This window comes from Brevibacillus sp. YAE8, from assembly GCF_057543335.1.
In genome coordinates this window covers 12157-26941 of record NZ_BAAIYG010000003.1, presented here as the reverse complement: position 1 = coordinate 26941, position 14785 = coordinate 12157, and the positions used below count along the sequence as shown (strand labels likewise).

Genomic DNA, 14785 nt, shown 5'->3' with positions numbered 1-14785 from the left:
TGGGGGTTTGTTTATGAATAAATATTCGTGGACATTGCTCGGCGTCGTCATCGTGGCCGGAATTTCGTTGGCTACGTGGGCGAATGCCATGAACCAAGGCGACAAGGAAGCGCTGGCTGCCTACAAAAAGATGGAACATGCCCGTAACAAAGACAGCAAATTTTTCAGCAAATGAAAAAGCAACGTAAGCTTGTCCGGCTTTTCCATTCCGGGAGCTGTGCTGCCGGAAGCGGAGGAAATACGCTCCTATGACGGCCGTTCTATGCAGGATTGGCTATCTCCTACGGATGAGAAGCTCTCGTTCATCATGGAAGGTGGGGAGGCCAAAGGAATCGTCATCGCGACCGATACAGAGCCGATCCTGGCTGGCGGCGAGAAAAGTGGCCCGGAACTGTTTGCGCTTTACGAAAAAATCAAGGAAACGGTGGGCGAAGAAGGAAGCGTGCAATACTTCGGCTACTCGGGCGGGTATGCTTTCGTTGCCACAGATCGCGAAGGCGAGGAGAGCGTGTGGCTTGACCAGCGGGCCGCTACTTTTTTAGAGCTCCCGGCGCACTCGCCGCTCGAAGCGCAAGAGGTCGTGCAACAGATTCAAGCGGCAGCAGACGACAGAACCGGGGAGTAAAGTTTATGAATAAATCGAATCCGCATTCATGGGGGACAGCGCCGGTTGCTGTCTTTTTTGTTTTGGACCAAAAATGCTCTGGGAAGCGGCGCGATACGTTTGCGCAAGGGAAAAATTCAATGGAGCGGTCGCCGCAACTGATGCGATAAAGATCATCTGCACGGCTGCCCGCGCTCACCTCGCCCGCCCATGGGGCATAAAGTGGATGGGAATATGATTGACAGCGATAAAAAGGCGGGTATAATCGTAAATAACTAAGTATTCCGAGTAAAATAGTATAGATTAAAAAACAGGGAGTGAAGGTTACCAGTATGAACACCACAAAGGGCAAGATCCATTCCAGCCTGCAACGCATCGGCATCGTCGCTTTGGCTATCGCTTTGGGCGGATGCTCCGCTGCGTCGACAGGAACGGGAACGAGCGGGACAGAGGCGGGGGGCAGCGCCCAGACTGTAGAGCTGCTCAATGTCTCCTACGACCCGACGAGAGAATTTTACCAGGAGGTTAACGCGGAATTTGCCCAGGAGTGGAAGGCAAAAACCGGACAATCGGTCACGATCAAGCAGTCTCACGGTGGTTCCGGCAAGCAGTCCCGCTCCGTCATCGACGGTCTGGAGGCGGATGTCGTCACATTGGCGCTCGCCTACGACATCGACGCCATTGCCGAGCGCGAGCTGATCCCGGCCGACTGGCAAAAGAAGCTTCCGGACAACAGCTCGCCGTACACCTCGACCATCGTTTTTCTGGTGCGCAAAGGTAATCCCAAGCAGATCAAGGATTGGGACGATCTGGTCAAACCGGGCATCTCGGTCATCACGCCGAATCCGAAAACGTCCGGGGGAGCCAGATGGAACTACCTCGCTGCCTGGGGCTATGCGCTCAAGAAAAACGGGGGCGACGAGGCGAAAGCACAGGAGTTCGTGGCAGCGCTGTTCAAAAATGTCCCGGTGCTCGATTCGGGCGCGCGCGGATCGACGACTACTTTTGTCGAGCGCGGCATTGGCGACGTGCTGATCGCCTGGGAAAACGAAGCGTATCTCGCGGTGAACGAGCTGGGCAAAGACAAATTCGAGATCGTCAATCCGTCTATCAGCATTTTGGCGGAGCCGCCTGTCACCGTCGTCGACAAGTACGCGGAAAAGCACAAGACTAAGGAAGTCGCCGAAGCGTACCTGCAATTCCTCTACACGAAAAAAGGCCAGGAAATCGCGGCGAAGCACTACTACCGTCCGCGCTCCGAAGAGGTGCTCAAGGCACATACACCTGCGTTTCCTGAAATCGAAATGTTCACAATAGACGAACTGTTCGGCGGTTGGACGAAGGCGCAGCAAATCCATTTCTCCGACCAGGGCGTCTTCGATCAGCTTTACAAACCGTAATCGCCCATAAACATATCTTGCCATCAGAGGAGTTAGCTCCATGAGAAAACTATTTTCGCGCAGGGGGTTTTTGCCGGGCTTCGGGATCACGATGGGCTACACCATTGTTTACTTGAGCCTCTTGGTGCTGATCCCCCTGTCCGTCCTGTTTTTAAAAGCTTCCACCTTGAGCTGGGAGCAGTTCGTAGGCACGATTCTCGATACGCGCGTGCTCGCCTCGATACGCGTCAGCATTCTCACTTCCTTTTTTGCCGCCTGTGTCAATGCGGTATTCGGCGTGCTGGTCGCTTGGGTGTTGACCCGCTACCAGTTTGCCGGAAAACGTATTATTGACGGCATTGTCGATCTTCCGTTTGCCTTGCCGACAGCGGTAGGCGGGATTGCACTCACCTCGATCTACGCCGAAAACGGGTGGATCGGGCAGTATTTGGCGGAGTGGGGGATCAAAGTGGCGTACACGCCGATCGGCATTTGGGTGGCGTTGACGTTTATCGGTCTTCCGTTTGTCGTGCGGACGGTGCAGCCTGTTTTGCAGGACTGGGATTTGCAGATGGAGGAAGCAGCCGCGACGCTGGGGGCGACACGCTTTCGCACGTTTACCCGCGTCATCTTGCCCCATTTGCTCCCGGCGATCATTACCGGCTTTGCCCTCGCTTTTGCCCGAGCGCTCGGCGAGTACGGTTCTGTCGTCTTTATTTCCGGCAATATGCCGCTCAAGACAGAAATTGTGCCGCTGCTCATCATGACAAAGCTGGAGCAGTTCGACTACGCGGGCGCGACGGCGATCGCGACGGTCATGCTCGTCGCCTCGTTTGTCATGTTGCTGATAATTAACTACTTGCAATGGAGGATTAACAAATTCGATGCGGCACGATAGAGGGTGTGACCAATGAAGCATGTAACAGAGCCAGCCTACGTGCGCTGGAGCTTGATCGCAGTTGCTTTTCTGTTTCTCGGCCTGTTTCTCATCCTGCCGCTGATTGCCGTGTTCACCGAGGCGTTCAAGCAAGGGGCAGACGTGTTTTTCGCCGCTATTTCGGACCCGGAAACGCTGTCGGCGGTCAAACTGACGCTATTGGTCGCCGCGATCAGCGTGCCGTTGAACGTCACGTTTGGCATCGCTGCCGCGTGGGCGATCGCGAAGTTTTCGTTTCGCGGCAAAAATGTGCTGCTGACCCTGATTGACTTGCCGTTTGCGGTGTCGCCTGTCATCGCCGGGCTGATTTTCGTTCTTCTGTTCGGCAGCCAGGGAATTGCAGCGCCGTGGCTGGCTGCGCTTGACCTGAAAATCATCTTCGCCGTGCCGGGCATCGTGCTGGCGACGACTTTTGTGACGTTTCCGTTTGTCGCCCGCGAGCTGATTCCCGTGATGGAGGCGCAGGGCAAGGACGAAGAGGAAGCGGCCGTGTCGCTCGGGGCGAGCGGCTGGAAAACGTTTTGGCGCGTCACGATGCCGAATGTGAAGTGGGGCATTTTGTACGGCGTCATTCTCTGCAATGCCCGGGCGATGGGCGAATTTGGCGCTGTCTCGGTCGTTTCCGGCCATATTCGCGGCATGACCAACACGCTGCCTTTGCACGTGGAGATTTTGTACAACGAATACCAGTTCGCTGCGGCTTTCGCGGTCGCGACGCTTCTCGCTGTGTTGGCACTGGTTACGCTCGTTTTGAAAAGCGTGATTGAGTGGAAAACGGAGCGACAGTCCGAGGGGGAAGAGGAACATCACTTTGACGTGTCAGGAGAGAGGGCAGGATGAGCATTGAGGTTGTCAACATTACGAAGACATACAAAAACTTTACCGCGCTGCAAAATGTCAATTTGCACATACCCGAGGGCGAGCTGGTTGCGCTCTTGGGTCCGTCCGGCTCCGGCAAGACGACCTTGCTCCGGCTGATCGCCGGACTGGAGCAGTCGCAGCAGGGGCGCATCCTGTTCAACGGCGAGGACAATACGGACCGGGACGTGCGCGAGCGCCAGGTGGGCTTTGTGTTCCAGCATTACGCCCTGTTTCGGCACATGAACATTTTCGACAACATCGCTTTCGGTCTTACCGTCCGTCCCCGCAAAACAAGGCCGAGCAAAGCAGAGATTCACGAAAAAGTGCATTCCCTGCTCCGGCTGGTTCAATTGGAGGGGCTTGCCCATCGCTATCCTTCGCAGTTGTCCGGGGGACAGCGGCAGCGTGTCGCGCTGGCCAGAGCGCTTGCGGTGGAGCCGAAATTTTTGCTGCTGGATGAGCCGTTTGGCGCATTGGACACGAAAGTCAGGCAGGAGCTGCGGCGCTGGCTGCGCCATTTGCACGGAAAGCTCGGCTTGACGATTTTGTTTGTGACGCACGACCAGGAAGAGGCGATGGAGCTGGCAGACCGCGTCGTCGTCATGAACGAAGGCAGAGTGGAGCAGGTAGGCTCCCCCGAAGAAATTTACCACAAGCCCGCCAATCCGTTTGTCTACAGCTTCCTCGGCCGCGTCAATCTGTTCCACGGGCGGATTCAAAACGGGCGGATCAAGCTGGGGGAAGCGGAGTTCGAGGCGGAGCACGATGTCGGCGAGGGGCCAGCCGTCGGCTACATGCGTCCGCATGACGTGGAAGTGTCGCTGCATCCGCCAAAATCGTCCGCAGCGACAGCCGTTCAAGCGCAAACCGAGCGGATTACCTTGCTCGGGCCGATCGTCCGTCTGGAATTGAAGCGGCTGGATACGAAGGAAGTGTTTGAAGCGGAAATGAGCCGGCAGCGGTTTTTGGAACTGAACGTCGTCGAAGGCGGAACCGTGTACGTGACGCTGCACAACGTGTCCATTTTTGTGGACAACGCGCCAGCGATCAAGCCAACGCGGGCGTACGTCCCGCAGCAAGTGAGCATTTGAGCGGTAGTTGCGCGACAAAACGAATGCGAAACCGGCTTGCCCAAACAGGCAGGCCGGTTTTCGCTGGGAAGGGCACGGTTATTCGCCGCGTTGCTTGGAGCGCGTCTCTTCTTTGCCCACTGTTGTCGAAGAACGCGTCTGGGAAGGATTTTCTTTTTTGCCCATCTCGTTTTTGACTCCGTTGTGCTTGGACATCGTCACGACCTCTTTCTTCGTTAGGATGGACGTACAGTGGTAGCTTTCCCGCTTCCGCCGCAATCCATGTGGGGGAGTCCGTTTTGGCCGCGCTTCGCGGCATCTGCTTTTCTTTTGCAATATGAGGCTATCTCTGGTAAGATAAGTGTTTGAACGATTCAAAAAAGGCAGGTATTGCGACGATGATAAGCACTCAGAACGTGACGCTGCGCTACGGCAAACGCGCACTGTTTGAAGATGTATCCATTAAGTTTACCCCTGGTAACTGTTACGGCCTCATCGGTGCGAACGGTGCGGGGAAATCTACGTTTCTCAAGATCCTCTCCGGAGAGATCGAACCGACGAGCGGACACGTTTCGGTGACACCAGGCGAGCGTATCGCTGTGTTGAAGCAGAACCACTTCGAGTTTGACGAGTACGATGTACTGAAAACAGTCATTATGGGTCACAAGCGCCTGTACGAGATTATGGAAGAAAAAACGGCGCTCTACATGAAAGAAGACTTCTCCGAAGAGGACGGCAACCGCGCCTCTCAACTGGAAGGCGAGTTTGAAGAGCTGAACGGCTGGATGGCGGAAGCGGATGCGGCGAGCCTTTTGATCGGTCTGGGCATCCCGACCGACCTGCACGACAAGCTGATGAAAGACCTGTCCGGTACGGAAAAAGTACGGGTACTGCTCGCGCAAGCGCTGTTTGGCAACCCGCACATCCTGCTTTTGGATGAGCCGACAAACCACTTGGATATCGAGTCGATTCGCTGGCTGGAAAACTTCCTGGCCGATTATGAAAACACCGTCATCGTCGTTTCCCATGACCGTCACTTCCTGAACAAAGTGTGTACGCACATTGCGGATATCGACTTCGGCAAAATTCAAATGTACGTAGGGAACTACGACTTCTGGTACGAATCCAGCCAGCTCGCGCTGAAGATGGTTCGTGAGCAGAACAAGAAAAAAGAAGAAAAGATGAAGGAGCTCCAGGAGTTCATCGCGCGCTTCTCCGCGAATGCTTCCAAGTCGAAGCAAGCGACCTCGCGCAAAAAGCTGTTGGAGAAAATTACGCTGGAAGACATCCGTCCGTCCAGCCGCAAATATCCGTTCATCAACTTCAAGCCGGAGCGCGAGGCGGGCAAAAACTTGCTGGCGATCGAAGGCTTGAGCAAGACCGTAGAAGGCGAAAAGCTGTTTGAAAACCTCCATCTGGTCATCAACAAAGGCGACAAGGTAGCGTTTGTCGGACCAAACGAGCTGGCCAAAACGACCTTCTTCCAAATTTTGATGGGCGAAGTACAGCCGGACAGCGGCTCTTTTGAATGGGGCGTCACCACTTCCCGCGCGTACTTCCCGAAAGACAACGCAGAGTACTTCGACACCGATTTGAGCCTCGTGGATTGGCTGCGTCAATACTCCAAGGAGCAGGACGAGACGTTTATTCGCGGATTCCTCGGCCGCATGCTGTTCTCCGGCGACGAAGCGCTGAAAAAAGCGAACGTGCTGTCCGGGGGCGAAAAGGTACGTTGCATGCTGTCCAAAATGATGCTGGCTGGCGCCAACGTGCTGATTATGGACGAACCGACGAACCACTTGGATCTGGAATCGATCACAGCGTTGAACAACGGCTTGATCGACTTTGAAGGAACACTGCTGTTCGTCTCCCACGACCATCAGTTCGTGCAAACCATCGCCAACCGGATCATCGAGTTCACTCCTAAGGGCGTTATCGACAAGATGATGACCTACGACGAGTACCTCGACAGCGAAGAGATCAAGCGCCTGCGCGAAGAGCACTACGCGTAAAAGCGACGGTTTCTTACGTTCACAGGAAAACGCAAAACCCGTGTCCTATGCACCATTCGTTGTGCCGGACATGGGTTTTTGGCGTGCGAAAAAGCAGACTGTTACGGGGCGGGCGGCTCGTCCTCCAACAACTCCACTTTGCTCAAAAACGACTCTTTGCTCGAAAAGATAACGCGTTCCTTGCGCGGAGCCGTAAAAAAGACGACGATGTACTGGTCGTCGATGTATTCGACGATTCCGCGTTTTTTCGGGCGTTCTCTCGTTTTCACAGGCTTGTTCAACCACTCATCCATGCAAATTCCCCCTACGTCTCTCTTTTGCCATTATACCAGCTTCCGCTTGCGGATACCCGATCGATTGCACTGTCATGGCGATGCGCAGCAGCAGTTGGTCATGGCCGTTTTCCGGGTTCAGCCCGGACAGCTCGCGGATGAGCGCCAGCCGGTACTTGATCGTATTTTTGTGGACGAACAACTGCGCGGCTGCTTCGGCATGATTGCCGTCCGCCTGCAAAAAGACTTGGAGCGTCTGCAAGAGCTGGCCGTTTTTCTCCCGGTCGTACTCCCTGATCCGGCCCAAGTATTCTCTAGCCAAAGAGGATGCTTCCGTGCCGGGCTGCTCCGCAAACAGGATGCGCTCCAGCCCGAGGTCGTGGAAGTCGACGACGACGGTGTTGGCCGCGGCGGATGCGGAACTGCCGCGCAGCGCCGTCCGAAAGCTGATTTGCGCCTCGCGGTAGCTCTGGACGATGCCTGCCCGTCCAGAATGAAAGCGGCCCAGCCCGACGAACACAGGCTGCTGCCAGGCAAACGAGCGCACGGCTTCGAGCACTTGCCGCATGCTGCCTACAGCCTCTGCGGTTTCTGCTGCGGTCGGCACGAGCAAAACGACGCGATTGTGCTGATCGAGCCCGAAGAGGATCGCCAGGTCGAGAGAAGACAGGAGAGGGCGGAGAGCTTCCAGCAAACTGTGATTTTCGGTCCAGTTTTCGATGCCTGTGCGCTCGTGCGGGGACACTCCCATGACGACGACGGTATAGTGGTCCGCGAGCTTCCAGCCGACCTCATCCGCTTTTCGCGTAAGCACGTCTTGCGCATGAATCTCGCCGCCGAGAAGAAGCTGCAAAAAATCGTTGCGGAAGCGCTGATACGTCTCGGCGACAGAGCGCATGCGCTCCATTTCCAGCGACAGCAAGGCCGCGCTTTGCTCGATGGCGACCTTTTCCCACGCGTGCAGCTCCCGGTCCATTTGCCCCACAACAATCGCGCCCTGCACCGCCCTGCACCTTCTGCTCGTGCAGCAGCCACCGGATGGGATAGCCATTGGCGCTTTTGGCGAGCGGGTGCATGCCCAGATGGCGGGAGGCGGTTTGTCCAAACTTTTGGCCGATCTCCGAGTCGGCGGGGAATGCTTCGGGCGGCGACTCCCACTTCCATTTGCAGCCAGGCACTTGAATGGAGACGGGGGCTTGCAACAGGTCGTGCAGCAGTTCAGCCAGCTTGGAAACCGGATCTCCGGCGGTCAGGTGGCGATGAAACCGCTCGTAAATGGCGTGTGTGCGGTTGAGTTCGATGCGCTGTTTGTCGTTGATGTATTGCACGACGGGCACGATGACATCTGACCATGCTTTTTCCATCGGAAAAGACAGGATCGGCATTTGCCTGTTTTGCGCGTGGGCGAGGACGGCAGGAGGCAGGCTCTCGATGTAGCGGCCGAGCTTGATCGCAAGTCCCGGCGTTCCCGTCTCGACCAGTTCGTCGATCAGTCGGGTCAGCCCTTCCTCGCATGAATCTTTTTGCGTCAAAAACGGGAAGCCTGTCGTCAGCACAAATTCGCCGGGCCGCAGCCAGCGGTGCCCGTCGGGAGAGTCAAACGAAGTAACCCCGAGCAGCTCTCTGTCGAGAAACTCTTCCCCCGCCAGCACGGCGTTTTTTGCAAAGCCCCCAACCTGTATCAGTTCACGGACTGTTATCACGCTACTTTCCCCCCCGGTGTTCCATTTTTTATCAGCACAAACAAAAGCTTGCTCTGTTTTCTGGTCATTTGCACAAAGGAGAAAATTGAATTTTTCGATAATAATAGAGTACATGTCCAAAGCGCGCGCAGGCAATGGGACAAATCGAGTAAACAGGGGGATTTGCATGAAAGCAAGAGATTGGCTTGGGGTCGTGCCGTTTGTCGGCATGCTTGGCGGGATACCTTTTGTCAACCGGGTGGAGCCGTATGTGCTTGGGATGCCATTTGTCCTGTTCTGGATTGTGTTGTGGGTGGTGCTGATCTCTGTCGTCATGGCGATTTTGAACAAAATCGATCCGGCGACAAAAGAGGAGGAGAGCTCATCATGAACAGCGCCCTCTTGATTATTTTTGCCTTTCTGCTGCTGGCGTTCTACTCCGGGATTCGCGCGCGACAAGGAAAAGACATGAACATGGAGCAATGGACGGTTGGCGGCAGAGGCTTTGGCTCTATCTTTATTTTCCTGTTGGTGGCGGGGGAAATTTATACGACCTTTACGTTCCTTGGCGGAAGCGGCTGGGCCTACTCCAAAGGAGCGCCTTCCTACTACGTCCTGTCCTACATCTCGCTTGCCTACGTCATTTCCTACTGGCTACTGCCTCCGATCTGGCGCTATGCCAAAGAACACAGACTCGTCTCCCAATCCGATTTTTTTGTGAGCAAATACAACAGCCCGATCCTGGGCATTCTCGTGGCCGCCGTTGGCGTCGTCGCGATCATCCCGTACCTCGTGCTGCAATTTAAAGGGCTTGGCATTATCGTCTCGGAAGCTTCTTACGGGACGATCTCGCCAGCAGCCGCTGTTTGGCTCGGCGTGATCGCGGTCACTATCTACGTGATGCTGTCCGGCATTCACGGCTCGGCCTGGACGGCAGCGATCAAGGACATCATGATCTTTTTCGTCGTCGTCTTTCTCGGGATTTACTTGCCGTACCACTACTACGGCGGCATTCAGCCGATGTTCGAAGCGGTGCAGGCGGCGAATCCGGGCTTTCTGACCTTTCCGGAAGAAGGGCTCAGCATTTCCTGGTACATTTCCACCGTACTCATTACGGTTTTCGGCTTTTATATGTGGCCGCATACGTTCGGCTCGGTCTTTTCGGCCAAGAATGAAAATGTTTTCCGCAAAAATACGATCATGCTGCCGCTCTACACCTTGATGCTCTTGTTTGTGTTTTTCGTCGGCTTTACCGCGATCCTGCAAGTTCCCGGCTTGCAAGGGGCAGACGGGGATTTGTCTTTGCTACGGCTGTCGCTTACAACGTTTGACCCGTGGATCGTCGGCATCATCGGGGCGGCGGGGCTGCTGACGGCGCTCGTGCCCGGCTCCATGCTGCTGATGACAGGGGCGACGCTTTTGGCGAAAAACGTGTACAAGGTGATGGCGCCTGCCACGACGGATGCCCAGATCGCGAAGACGGCAAAACTGCTCGTGCCAGTTATCTCTCTGGTTTCTCTCTACTTTACGCTCGGCGGCGGCGACACGCTCGTAACCTTGCTGTTGATGGGCTACAGCCTGGTGACCCAGTTGTTCCCGGCGCTGTTGTTCAGCTTGCCGAAGCAGCCCTGGGTGAACAAATACGGGGCGTTCGCCGGCATTCTCGCAGGGGTGGCGACGGTGGCTTATGTCACGGTGGCGAACGTGACGCTGGCGACAATGTTCCCGCATTGGCCGTCCGCGATTAAAGATTTGAACATCGGGGTAGTGGCGCTGCTCGTCAACATCGTCGTCATGTTTGCCGTGACAGCGGTAACGAGAAGCATGGCTGTCGGTGAGCATCAGGCGGCGAAAGCAGAAGGGACGCCTACGCTGGAATAGCGCGCAAGGCAACGTGAAAAAACGAATGGGGGAAGCAACATGGCAGATACCGTTTTTCTCAATGGACATGTGGTGACCGTGGATGCGCAGGACCGGATCGCAGAAGCGGTCGCGATCAAAGGCAACCGGATTGTCGCTGTCGGCACAACCGAACAGATCAAAAAGCTGATCGAGCCAGAGACAAACATCATCGACCTGGAAGGCAAAAGCCTTTTGCCCGGCTTTATCGACGCGCACTTGCACATCACGATCTACGGCACGAACAAGCTCGGCGTGGACTGCAAGGCGCGCGGCATCCGCTCGATCGAGGAACTGCTCGCGGCGCTCAGGGAGCGGGCGGAAACAACGCCGGAGGGCGAATGGGTGAGAGCGTGCGGGTTCGACGAAAACTTGATGATCGAGCAGCGCTATCCGACCCGTGCCGAACTGGATGCGGTGTCGGGCAAGCATCCGATCTTCGTCATGCGGACGTGCGCCCACCACAGTGTCGCAAACAGCCGGGCATTGGAGCGCGCCGGCTACGACAAACAGACGCCGGACCCGCAGGGCGGCCGGATCGACCGCGACGGGCAGGGCGAATTGACAGGCTTTTTGGTCGAGACGGCCCACATGAAAATGTTTGAGCTGGCCGCTTTTTCCGAAGCGGAGTACAAAGAGGGGCTGCGCCTCGCCTCCGAAGATTTTGTGGCGGCTGGCATCACCAGCGTTCACGACGCAGGCGGGTACGGGCCGGACAACTATCGGGCGATGCAAAAGGCGGTGCAGGCAGGCGACGTCAAGGTGCGCATTTACGCGATCATTTGCGCCCTGAATCAGTCGGAGGACTTCGTGCGGCGGATGATCGACGCGGGAATGGTCACGGGAACGGGCGACGAGCGCTTTCGCATCGGCCCGGCGAAGGTGTTTACCGATGGAGCGAGCATTGCGCCGACGATGGCGATGCGCGAGCCGTTTGACAGCCGTCCCGGCGATTGCGGAATTCTCTACTACGAACAGGACGAGTTGAATACGATTTTGGGAGAGGCACATGCCAAAGGCTTTCAGATTACCGCGCATGCCCAGGGGGATCGCGCAATCGACATGCTCTTGACCTGCTTTGAAACCGCGCTGGCCGCGCATCCGCGTAAGAACCACCGCCACCGGATCGAGCATGCGGGCGTCTCGTCGCCGGACTTACTTGCGCGAATGGCCCGACTGGGCGTTGTGCCGATCCCGAACCCGGCGTTCATTTACGATCACGGCGATTCGTACGTCAAAAACATCGGGGAACGGGTCGGGCACATGTTTCCCGCGCGCGGGCAGGCTGATCTTGGCATCATCGCGGCAGGGGCATCGGACTGCCCGGTGACCGATTTCAACCCGCTGATCGGCATTCACGCCGCGGTCAACCGACGGAGCAAAACAGGCCAGCCAGTCGGGACCAACCAGCGCGTCACCGTCATGGAAGCGATCCGCATGTTCACCTGGAACGGCGCGTACGCCAGCTTCGAGGAGGGGATCAAGGGCAGCATTGAGCCGGGCAAGCTGGCCGATCTCGTGGTGCTGAACGGCAACATTTTGTCCCACCCGCACGAGCGCATCAAAGAACTGAAGGTCGAACAGACGATGATTGACGGCAAGATCGTTTACCAAAGTCAGGATGAGGAGGTTTTGAAGGGATGAACGTAAAAGCGAGAGTGCTTACGATCAACGAAGAGCGGCTGCGAAAGCGGATCGAAGCTTTGGCCCAGATCGGGAAAATCGGCGAGACGGGCGTATGTCGGCTGGCCCTGTCCCCGGAGGATCGCGCTGGCGTGGAGCTGGTGCGCTCCTGGATGGAGGAAGCGGGGCTGTCTGCCCGGCTGGACCACTTCGGCAACCTGATCGGGCGACTGGCTGGCCAAAACCCGGATGCGCCCGTCCTGATGATCGGCTCGCATATTGATTCCCAGCCGTACGGCGGCAGGTATGACGGCGTAATCGGCGTATTGGGCGGTCTGGAGGTCGCCCAGACGCTGCGCGAGCAAGGCATCGTCCCCAAGCAGCCAATTGAGGTAGTGGCGTTTTGCGACGAGGAAGGCTGCCGTTTTCAAAAAGGCTTGTTCGGCTCAAAAGGAATCCTCGGGCAGCTCGACCCGCAAGACCTGGAGCGCACCGACAAAAGCGGCGTGACGCGCAGGGAGGCGCTCGCAGCGTTCGGCTGCGACCCCGAGCGCCTGGCCGAATCGGTCTATCCCGCAGGCAGCATCGGCGCGTATCTGGAGCTGCACATCGAGCAAGGGCCAGTTCTCGACGATGCCAACGAGCCGATCGGCATCGTGTCGGCGATCTCGGGCCCGCTGTGGTGGACGGTCGAGCTGACGGGCTTTGCCGGACATGCCGGATCGGTGCCGATGCCGATGCGCAAAGACGCGCTGGTCGGAGCGGCCAAAGTCATTCTCGCGGTAAACGAGCTGGCCCGGCTAGACCCGGAGGCGCCGACGGTAGGCACGGTAGGCCACCTAGAGGTGTTCCCGGATTCCCGCAACATCATCCCTGAGCGGGTGCGCTTTTCCGTCGATTTGCGCGACATTGATCTCGTGCGGCGGGACGAGCGGGAAAAAGCGCTGCGCGAGGCGATTGCCCGTGCGGCGGCAGAGGGCGGCTTGCAGTACACGATTACGGAGGACACGAACAGCGACCCGCGCTATTGCGCGGACTGGATCAAGGCGATCATGCACGAGGAGAGCCGTGCGCTGGGCATTTCCGCCCGCGAACTGATGAGCGGCCCGTTCCACGATGCGCTGGCTCTTTCGTACGTGTGCGACTACGGCATGATTTTTGTCCGCTGCAAGGACGGGATCAGCCATAATCCGCAGGAATTTTCCACCTATGAAGACATCGCGCTCGGGACGGAGCTGCTGTACAAGACGGCCTTGCGCATGAGCGGCACGAACAGCGGCATGTAAAAAGCTTCTGCCGGTACTCGCGCGCAACTCCCAGCGGGACGGTGTTTCGCTGCATGAAGGCGGTCAGTCGCCCGGTCACGAAGTACATTGCTGCACCCCCGTTTTTTTGGCGAGAGCATTTCCGCGTTTGTTGACCGAAAAAGAGTCGCCTGTCCGAAGGGGCAGGTGACTCTTCTGTTGCCTTTGGCCAAGTTTGCTGTGCGGCATATTGCAAGAGAGACTTTCTCGATCATTTTTGATATATTTTAGGCATATGGAAAAAAGGAAGGAAGAATGCCATGAAAATGCGCGTCTCAGCAGTGCAGTACCATCTGCATACGATACATAGCTTTGAAGATTTTGCAAATCAGGTTGAGCACTACGTCCGAAACGCCCAGGAGTACGACGCCGAGTTTTTGCTGTTTCCTGAATTGTTTACTACCCAACTCATGTCCATCGGCGACGAACACGGAAATGCTTTGCCGATCACGGCACTGCCGTCGTTCACCGAGCGGTATGTGCAGTTGTTTTCTTCCCTCGCGGCCAAGTACGACATGCACCTCATCGGCGGCACGCACATTATCGAGGAAAACGGCAAGCTGTACAACACCGCCTTTTTGTTCTATCCGGACGGACGGGTGGGCCAGCAAAAGAAAATCCACATCACGCCATGGGAAGTCAAAGGCTGGAACATGGGCGCGGGCGACTCGCTGCAAATTTTCGAGACCGACAAAGGCAAGGTCGCGCTGATTATTTGCTACGACATCGAGTTCCCCGAATGGGTGCGCATCGCCAAGGCGCGCGGAGCGGACGTCATTTTCTGTCCGTCCTGCACCGACGACCGCCACGCTTTCCACCGCGTGCGCTACACGAGCCATGCGCGCACGATCGAAAACCAGGTGTACGTCGTTCTGACAGGGACGGTAGGCTCGCTGCCGACCGTCGACTTTATGCGTGCCAACTTCGGGCAGGCCGCGATTTTGACGCCGAACGATGTGCCGTTCCCGCCTCGCGGAGTGCTCGCCGAGGGCGAAATCAACCAGGACATGCTCGTGACCGCCGATCTCGACCTGTCGCTTTTGTACGAGGTGCGGGAAAAAGGCTCGGTCACCACCTGGCGCGACCGTCGCACAGACTTGTATCCCGATTGGAGCTAGCATCTCGCGAACGGACGGAGGATG

15 protein-coding genes are annotated in these 14785 nt (G+C 56.9%); 12 read left to right on the top strand and 3 right to left on the bottom strand.

Annotated features, from left to right (window positions below):
- Window positions 1-13: 13 nt before the first annotated feature.
- The 7 genes from AC27IT_RS05480 to AC27IT_RS05450 all read left to right on the top strand — a co-directional run bounded on the left by AC27IT_RS05480 (window position 14) and on the right by AC27IT_RS05450 (window position 6863).
- Complete coding sequence (locus AC27IT_RS05480; RefSeq protein ID WP_487091660.1) at window positions 14-175, top strand: hypothetical protein; 162 nt, start codon at window positions 14-16, stop codon at window positions 173-175.
- 15 nt (window positions 176-190) lie between these two features.
- Window positions 191-625, top strand: a complete 435-nt coding sequence (locus AC27IT_RS05475) for a hypothetical protein (protein ID WP_487091659.1) — start codon at window positions 191-193, stop codon at window positions 623-625.
- Between the two features lie 311 nt (window positions 626-936).
- On the top strand, window positions 937-2004 hold the full coding sequence (locus tag AC27IT_RS05470; RefSeq protein WP_007779654.1) for a sulfate ABC transporter substrate-binding protein: 1068 nt from the start codon (window positions 937-939) through the stop codon (window positions 2002-2004).
- Between the two features lie 40 nt (window positions 2005-2044).
- Window positions 2045-2881, top strand: a complete 837-nt coding sequence (gene cysT, locus AC27IT_RS05465) for a sulfate ABC transporter permease subunit CysT (RefSeq protein WP_007779650.1) — start codon at window positions 2045-2047, stop codon at window positions 2879-2881.
- Between the two features lie 12 nt (window positions 2882-2893).
- Window positions 2894-3760, top strand: coding sequence for a sulfate ABC transporter permease subunit CysW (gene cysW, locus AC27IT_RS05460; RefSeq protein ID WP_005833522.1), 867 nt, complete (start codon window positions 2894-2896; stop codon window positions 3758-3760).
- Window positions 3757-4872: a sulfate/molybdate ABC transporter ATP-binding protein gene (locus tag AC27IT_RS05455; protein ID WP_025847578.1), complete on the top strand. Its 1116-nt coding sequence runs from the start codon at window positions 3757-3759 to the stop codon at window positions 4870-4872. The genes cysW and AC27IT_RS05455 overlap by 4 nt, the downstream gene beginning before the upstream one ends.
- 377 nt (window positions 4873-5249) lie before the next feature.
- The gene (locus tag AC27IT_RS05450) at window positions 5250-6863 is read left to right on the top strand and encodes an ABC-F family ATP-binding cassette domain-containing protein (protein WP_005833515.1); all 1614 of its coding nucleotides are present in this window, start codon (window positions 5250-5252) and stop codon (window positions 6861-6863) included.
- Between the two features lie 101 nt (window positions 6864-6964).
- Here the strand turns inward: AC27IT_RS05450 and AC27IT_RS05445 are convergent, their stop codons facing one another.
- The 3 genes from AC27IT_RS05445 to AC27IT_RS05435 are packed head-to-tail and all read right to left on the bottom strand — an operon-like array spanning window position 6965 to window position 8838.
- Window positions 6965-7156: a hypothetical protein gene (locus tag AC27IT_RS05445; protein ID WP_005833513.1), complete on the bottom strand. Its 192-nt coding sequence runs from the start codon at window positions 7154-7156 to the stop codon at window positions 6965-6967.
- Window positions 7149-8033, bottom strand: a complete 885-nt coding sequence (locus AC27IT_RS05440; protein WP_487091715.1) for a PucR family transcriptional regulator — start codon at window positions 8031-8033, stop codon at window positions 7149-7151. The genes AC27IT_RS05445 and AC27IT_RS05440 overlap by 8 nt, the downstream gene beginning before the upstream one ends.
- Window positions 7927-8838 (bottom strand): PucR family transcriptional regulator ligand-binding domain-containing protein, encoded by a 912-nt coding sequence (locus AC27IT_RS05435; RefSeq protein WP_487091658.1) that lies wholly within the window; start codon window positions 8836-8838, stop codon window positions 7927-7929. The genes AC27IT_RS05440 and AC27IT_RS05435 overlap by 107 nt, the downstream gene beginning before the upstream one ends.
- Window positions 8839-9004: 166 nt before the next feature.
- Between AC27IT_RS05435 and AC27IT_RS05430 the strand changes: the two genes are divergently transcribed.
- The 5 genes from AC27IT_RS05430 (at window position 9005) to AC27IT_RS05410 (ending at window position 14761) form a co-directional block, all read left to right on the top strand.
- Window positions 9005-9208: a DUF3311 domain-containing protein gene (locus AC27IT_RS05430; RefSeq protein WP_005833510.1), complete on the top strand. Its 204-nt coding sequence runs from the start codon at window positions 9005-9007 to the stop codon at window positions 9206-9208.
- Window positions 9205-10698, top strand: coding sequence for a sodium:solute symporter family protein (locus AC27IT_RS05425; RefSeq protein WP_005833509.1), 1494 nt, complete (start codon window positions 9205-9207; stop codon window positions 10696-10698). The genes AC27IT_RS05430 and AC27IT_RS05425 overlap by 4 nt, the downstream gene beginning before the upstream one ends.
- A 39-nt stretch (window positions 10699-10737) precedes the next feature.
- Entirely contained in the window at window positions 10738-12360 is a 1623-nt protein-coding gene (locus AC27IT_RS05420; RefSeq protein ID WP_487091657.1) for an amidohydrolase, read from the top strand.
- Window positions 12357-13625 carry a M20 family metallo-hydrolase gene (locus AC27IT_RS05415; RefSeq protein ID WP_122953441.1) on the top strand — a complete coding sequence of 423 codons (1269 nt, stop codon included), beginning with the start codon at window positions 12357-12359 and terminating at the stop codon, window positions 13623-13625. The genes AC27IT_RS05420 and AC27IT_RS05415 overlap by 4 nt, the downstream gene beginning before the upstream one ends.
- A gap of 278 nt (window positions 13626-13903) precedes the next feature.
- Window positions 13904-14761 carry a carbon-nitrogen hydrolase family protein gene (locus AC27IT_RS05410; protein ID WP_005833506.1) on the top strand — a complete coding sequence of 286 codons (858 nt, stop codon included), beginning with the start codon at window positions 13904-13906 and terminating at the stop codon, window positions 14759-14761.
- Window positions 14762-14785: the final 24 nt, after the last annotated feature.

What these genes read in the sequence shown, in the direction of transcription:
- AC27IT_RS05450 (WP_005833515.1), top strand. Translation starts at nt 5,250, where the DNA reads ATGATAAGCACTCAGAACGTGACGCTGCGCTACGGCAAACGCGCACTG.
- cysT (WP_007779650.1), top strand. Translation starts at nt 2,045, where the DNA reads ATGAGAAAACTATTTTCGCGCAGGGGGTTTTTGCCGGGCTTCGGGATC.
- AC27IT_RS05410 (WP_005833506.1), top strand. Translation starts at nt 13,904, where the DNA reads ATGAAAATGCGCGTCTCAGCAGTGCAGTACCATCTGCATACGATACAT.
- AC27IT_RS05455 (WP_025847578.1), top strand. Translation starts at nt 3,757, where the DNA reads ATGAGCATTGAGGTTGTCAACATTACGAAGACATACAAAAACTTTACC.
- cysW (WP_005833522.1), top strand. Translation starts at nt 2,894, where the DNA reads ATGAAGCATGTAACAGAGCCAGCCTACGTGCGCTGGAGCTTGATCGCA.
- AC27IT_RS05420 (WP_487091657.1), top strand. Translation starts at nt 10,738, where the DNA reads ATGGCAGATACCGTTTTTCTCAATGGACATGTGGTGACCGTGGATGCG.
- AC27IT_RS05430 (WP_005833510.1), top strand. Translation starts at nt 9,005, where the DNA reads ATGAAAGCAAGAGATTGGCTTGGGGTCGTGCCGTTTGTCGGCATGCTT.
- AC27IT_RS05480 (WP_487091660.1), top strand. Translation starts at nt 14, where the DNA reads ATGAATAAATATTCGTGGACATTGCTCGGCGTCGTCATCGTGGCCGGA.
- AC27IT_RS05470 (WP_007779654.1), top strand. Translation starts at nt 937, where the DNA reads ATGAACACCACAAAGGGCAAGATCCATTCCAGCCTGCAACGCATCGGC.
- AC27IT_RS05415 (WP_122953441.1), top strand. Translation starts at nt 12,357, where the DNA reads ATGAACGTAAAAGCGAGAGTGCTTACGATCAACGAAGAGCGGCTGCGA.
- AC27IT_RS05445 (WP_005833513.1), bottom strand. Translation starts at nt 7,156, where the DNA reads ATGGATGAGTGGTTGAACAAGCCTGTGAAAACGAGAGAACGCCCGAAA.
- AC27IT_RS05440 (WP_487091715.1), bottom strand. Translation starts at nt 8,033, where the DNA reads ATGCGCTCTGTCGCCGAGACGTATCAGCGCTTCCGCAACGATTTTTTG.
- AC27IT_RS05425 (WP_005833509.1), top strand. Translation starts at nt 9,205, where the DNA reads ATGAACAGCGCCCTCTTGATTATTTTTGCCTTTCTGCTGCTGGCGTTC.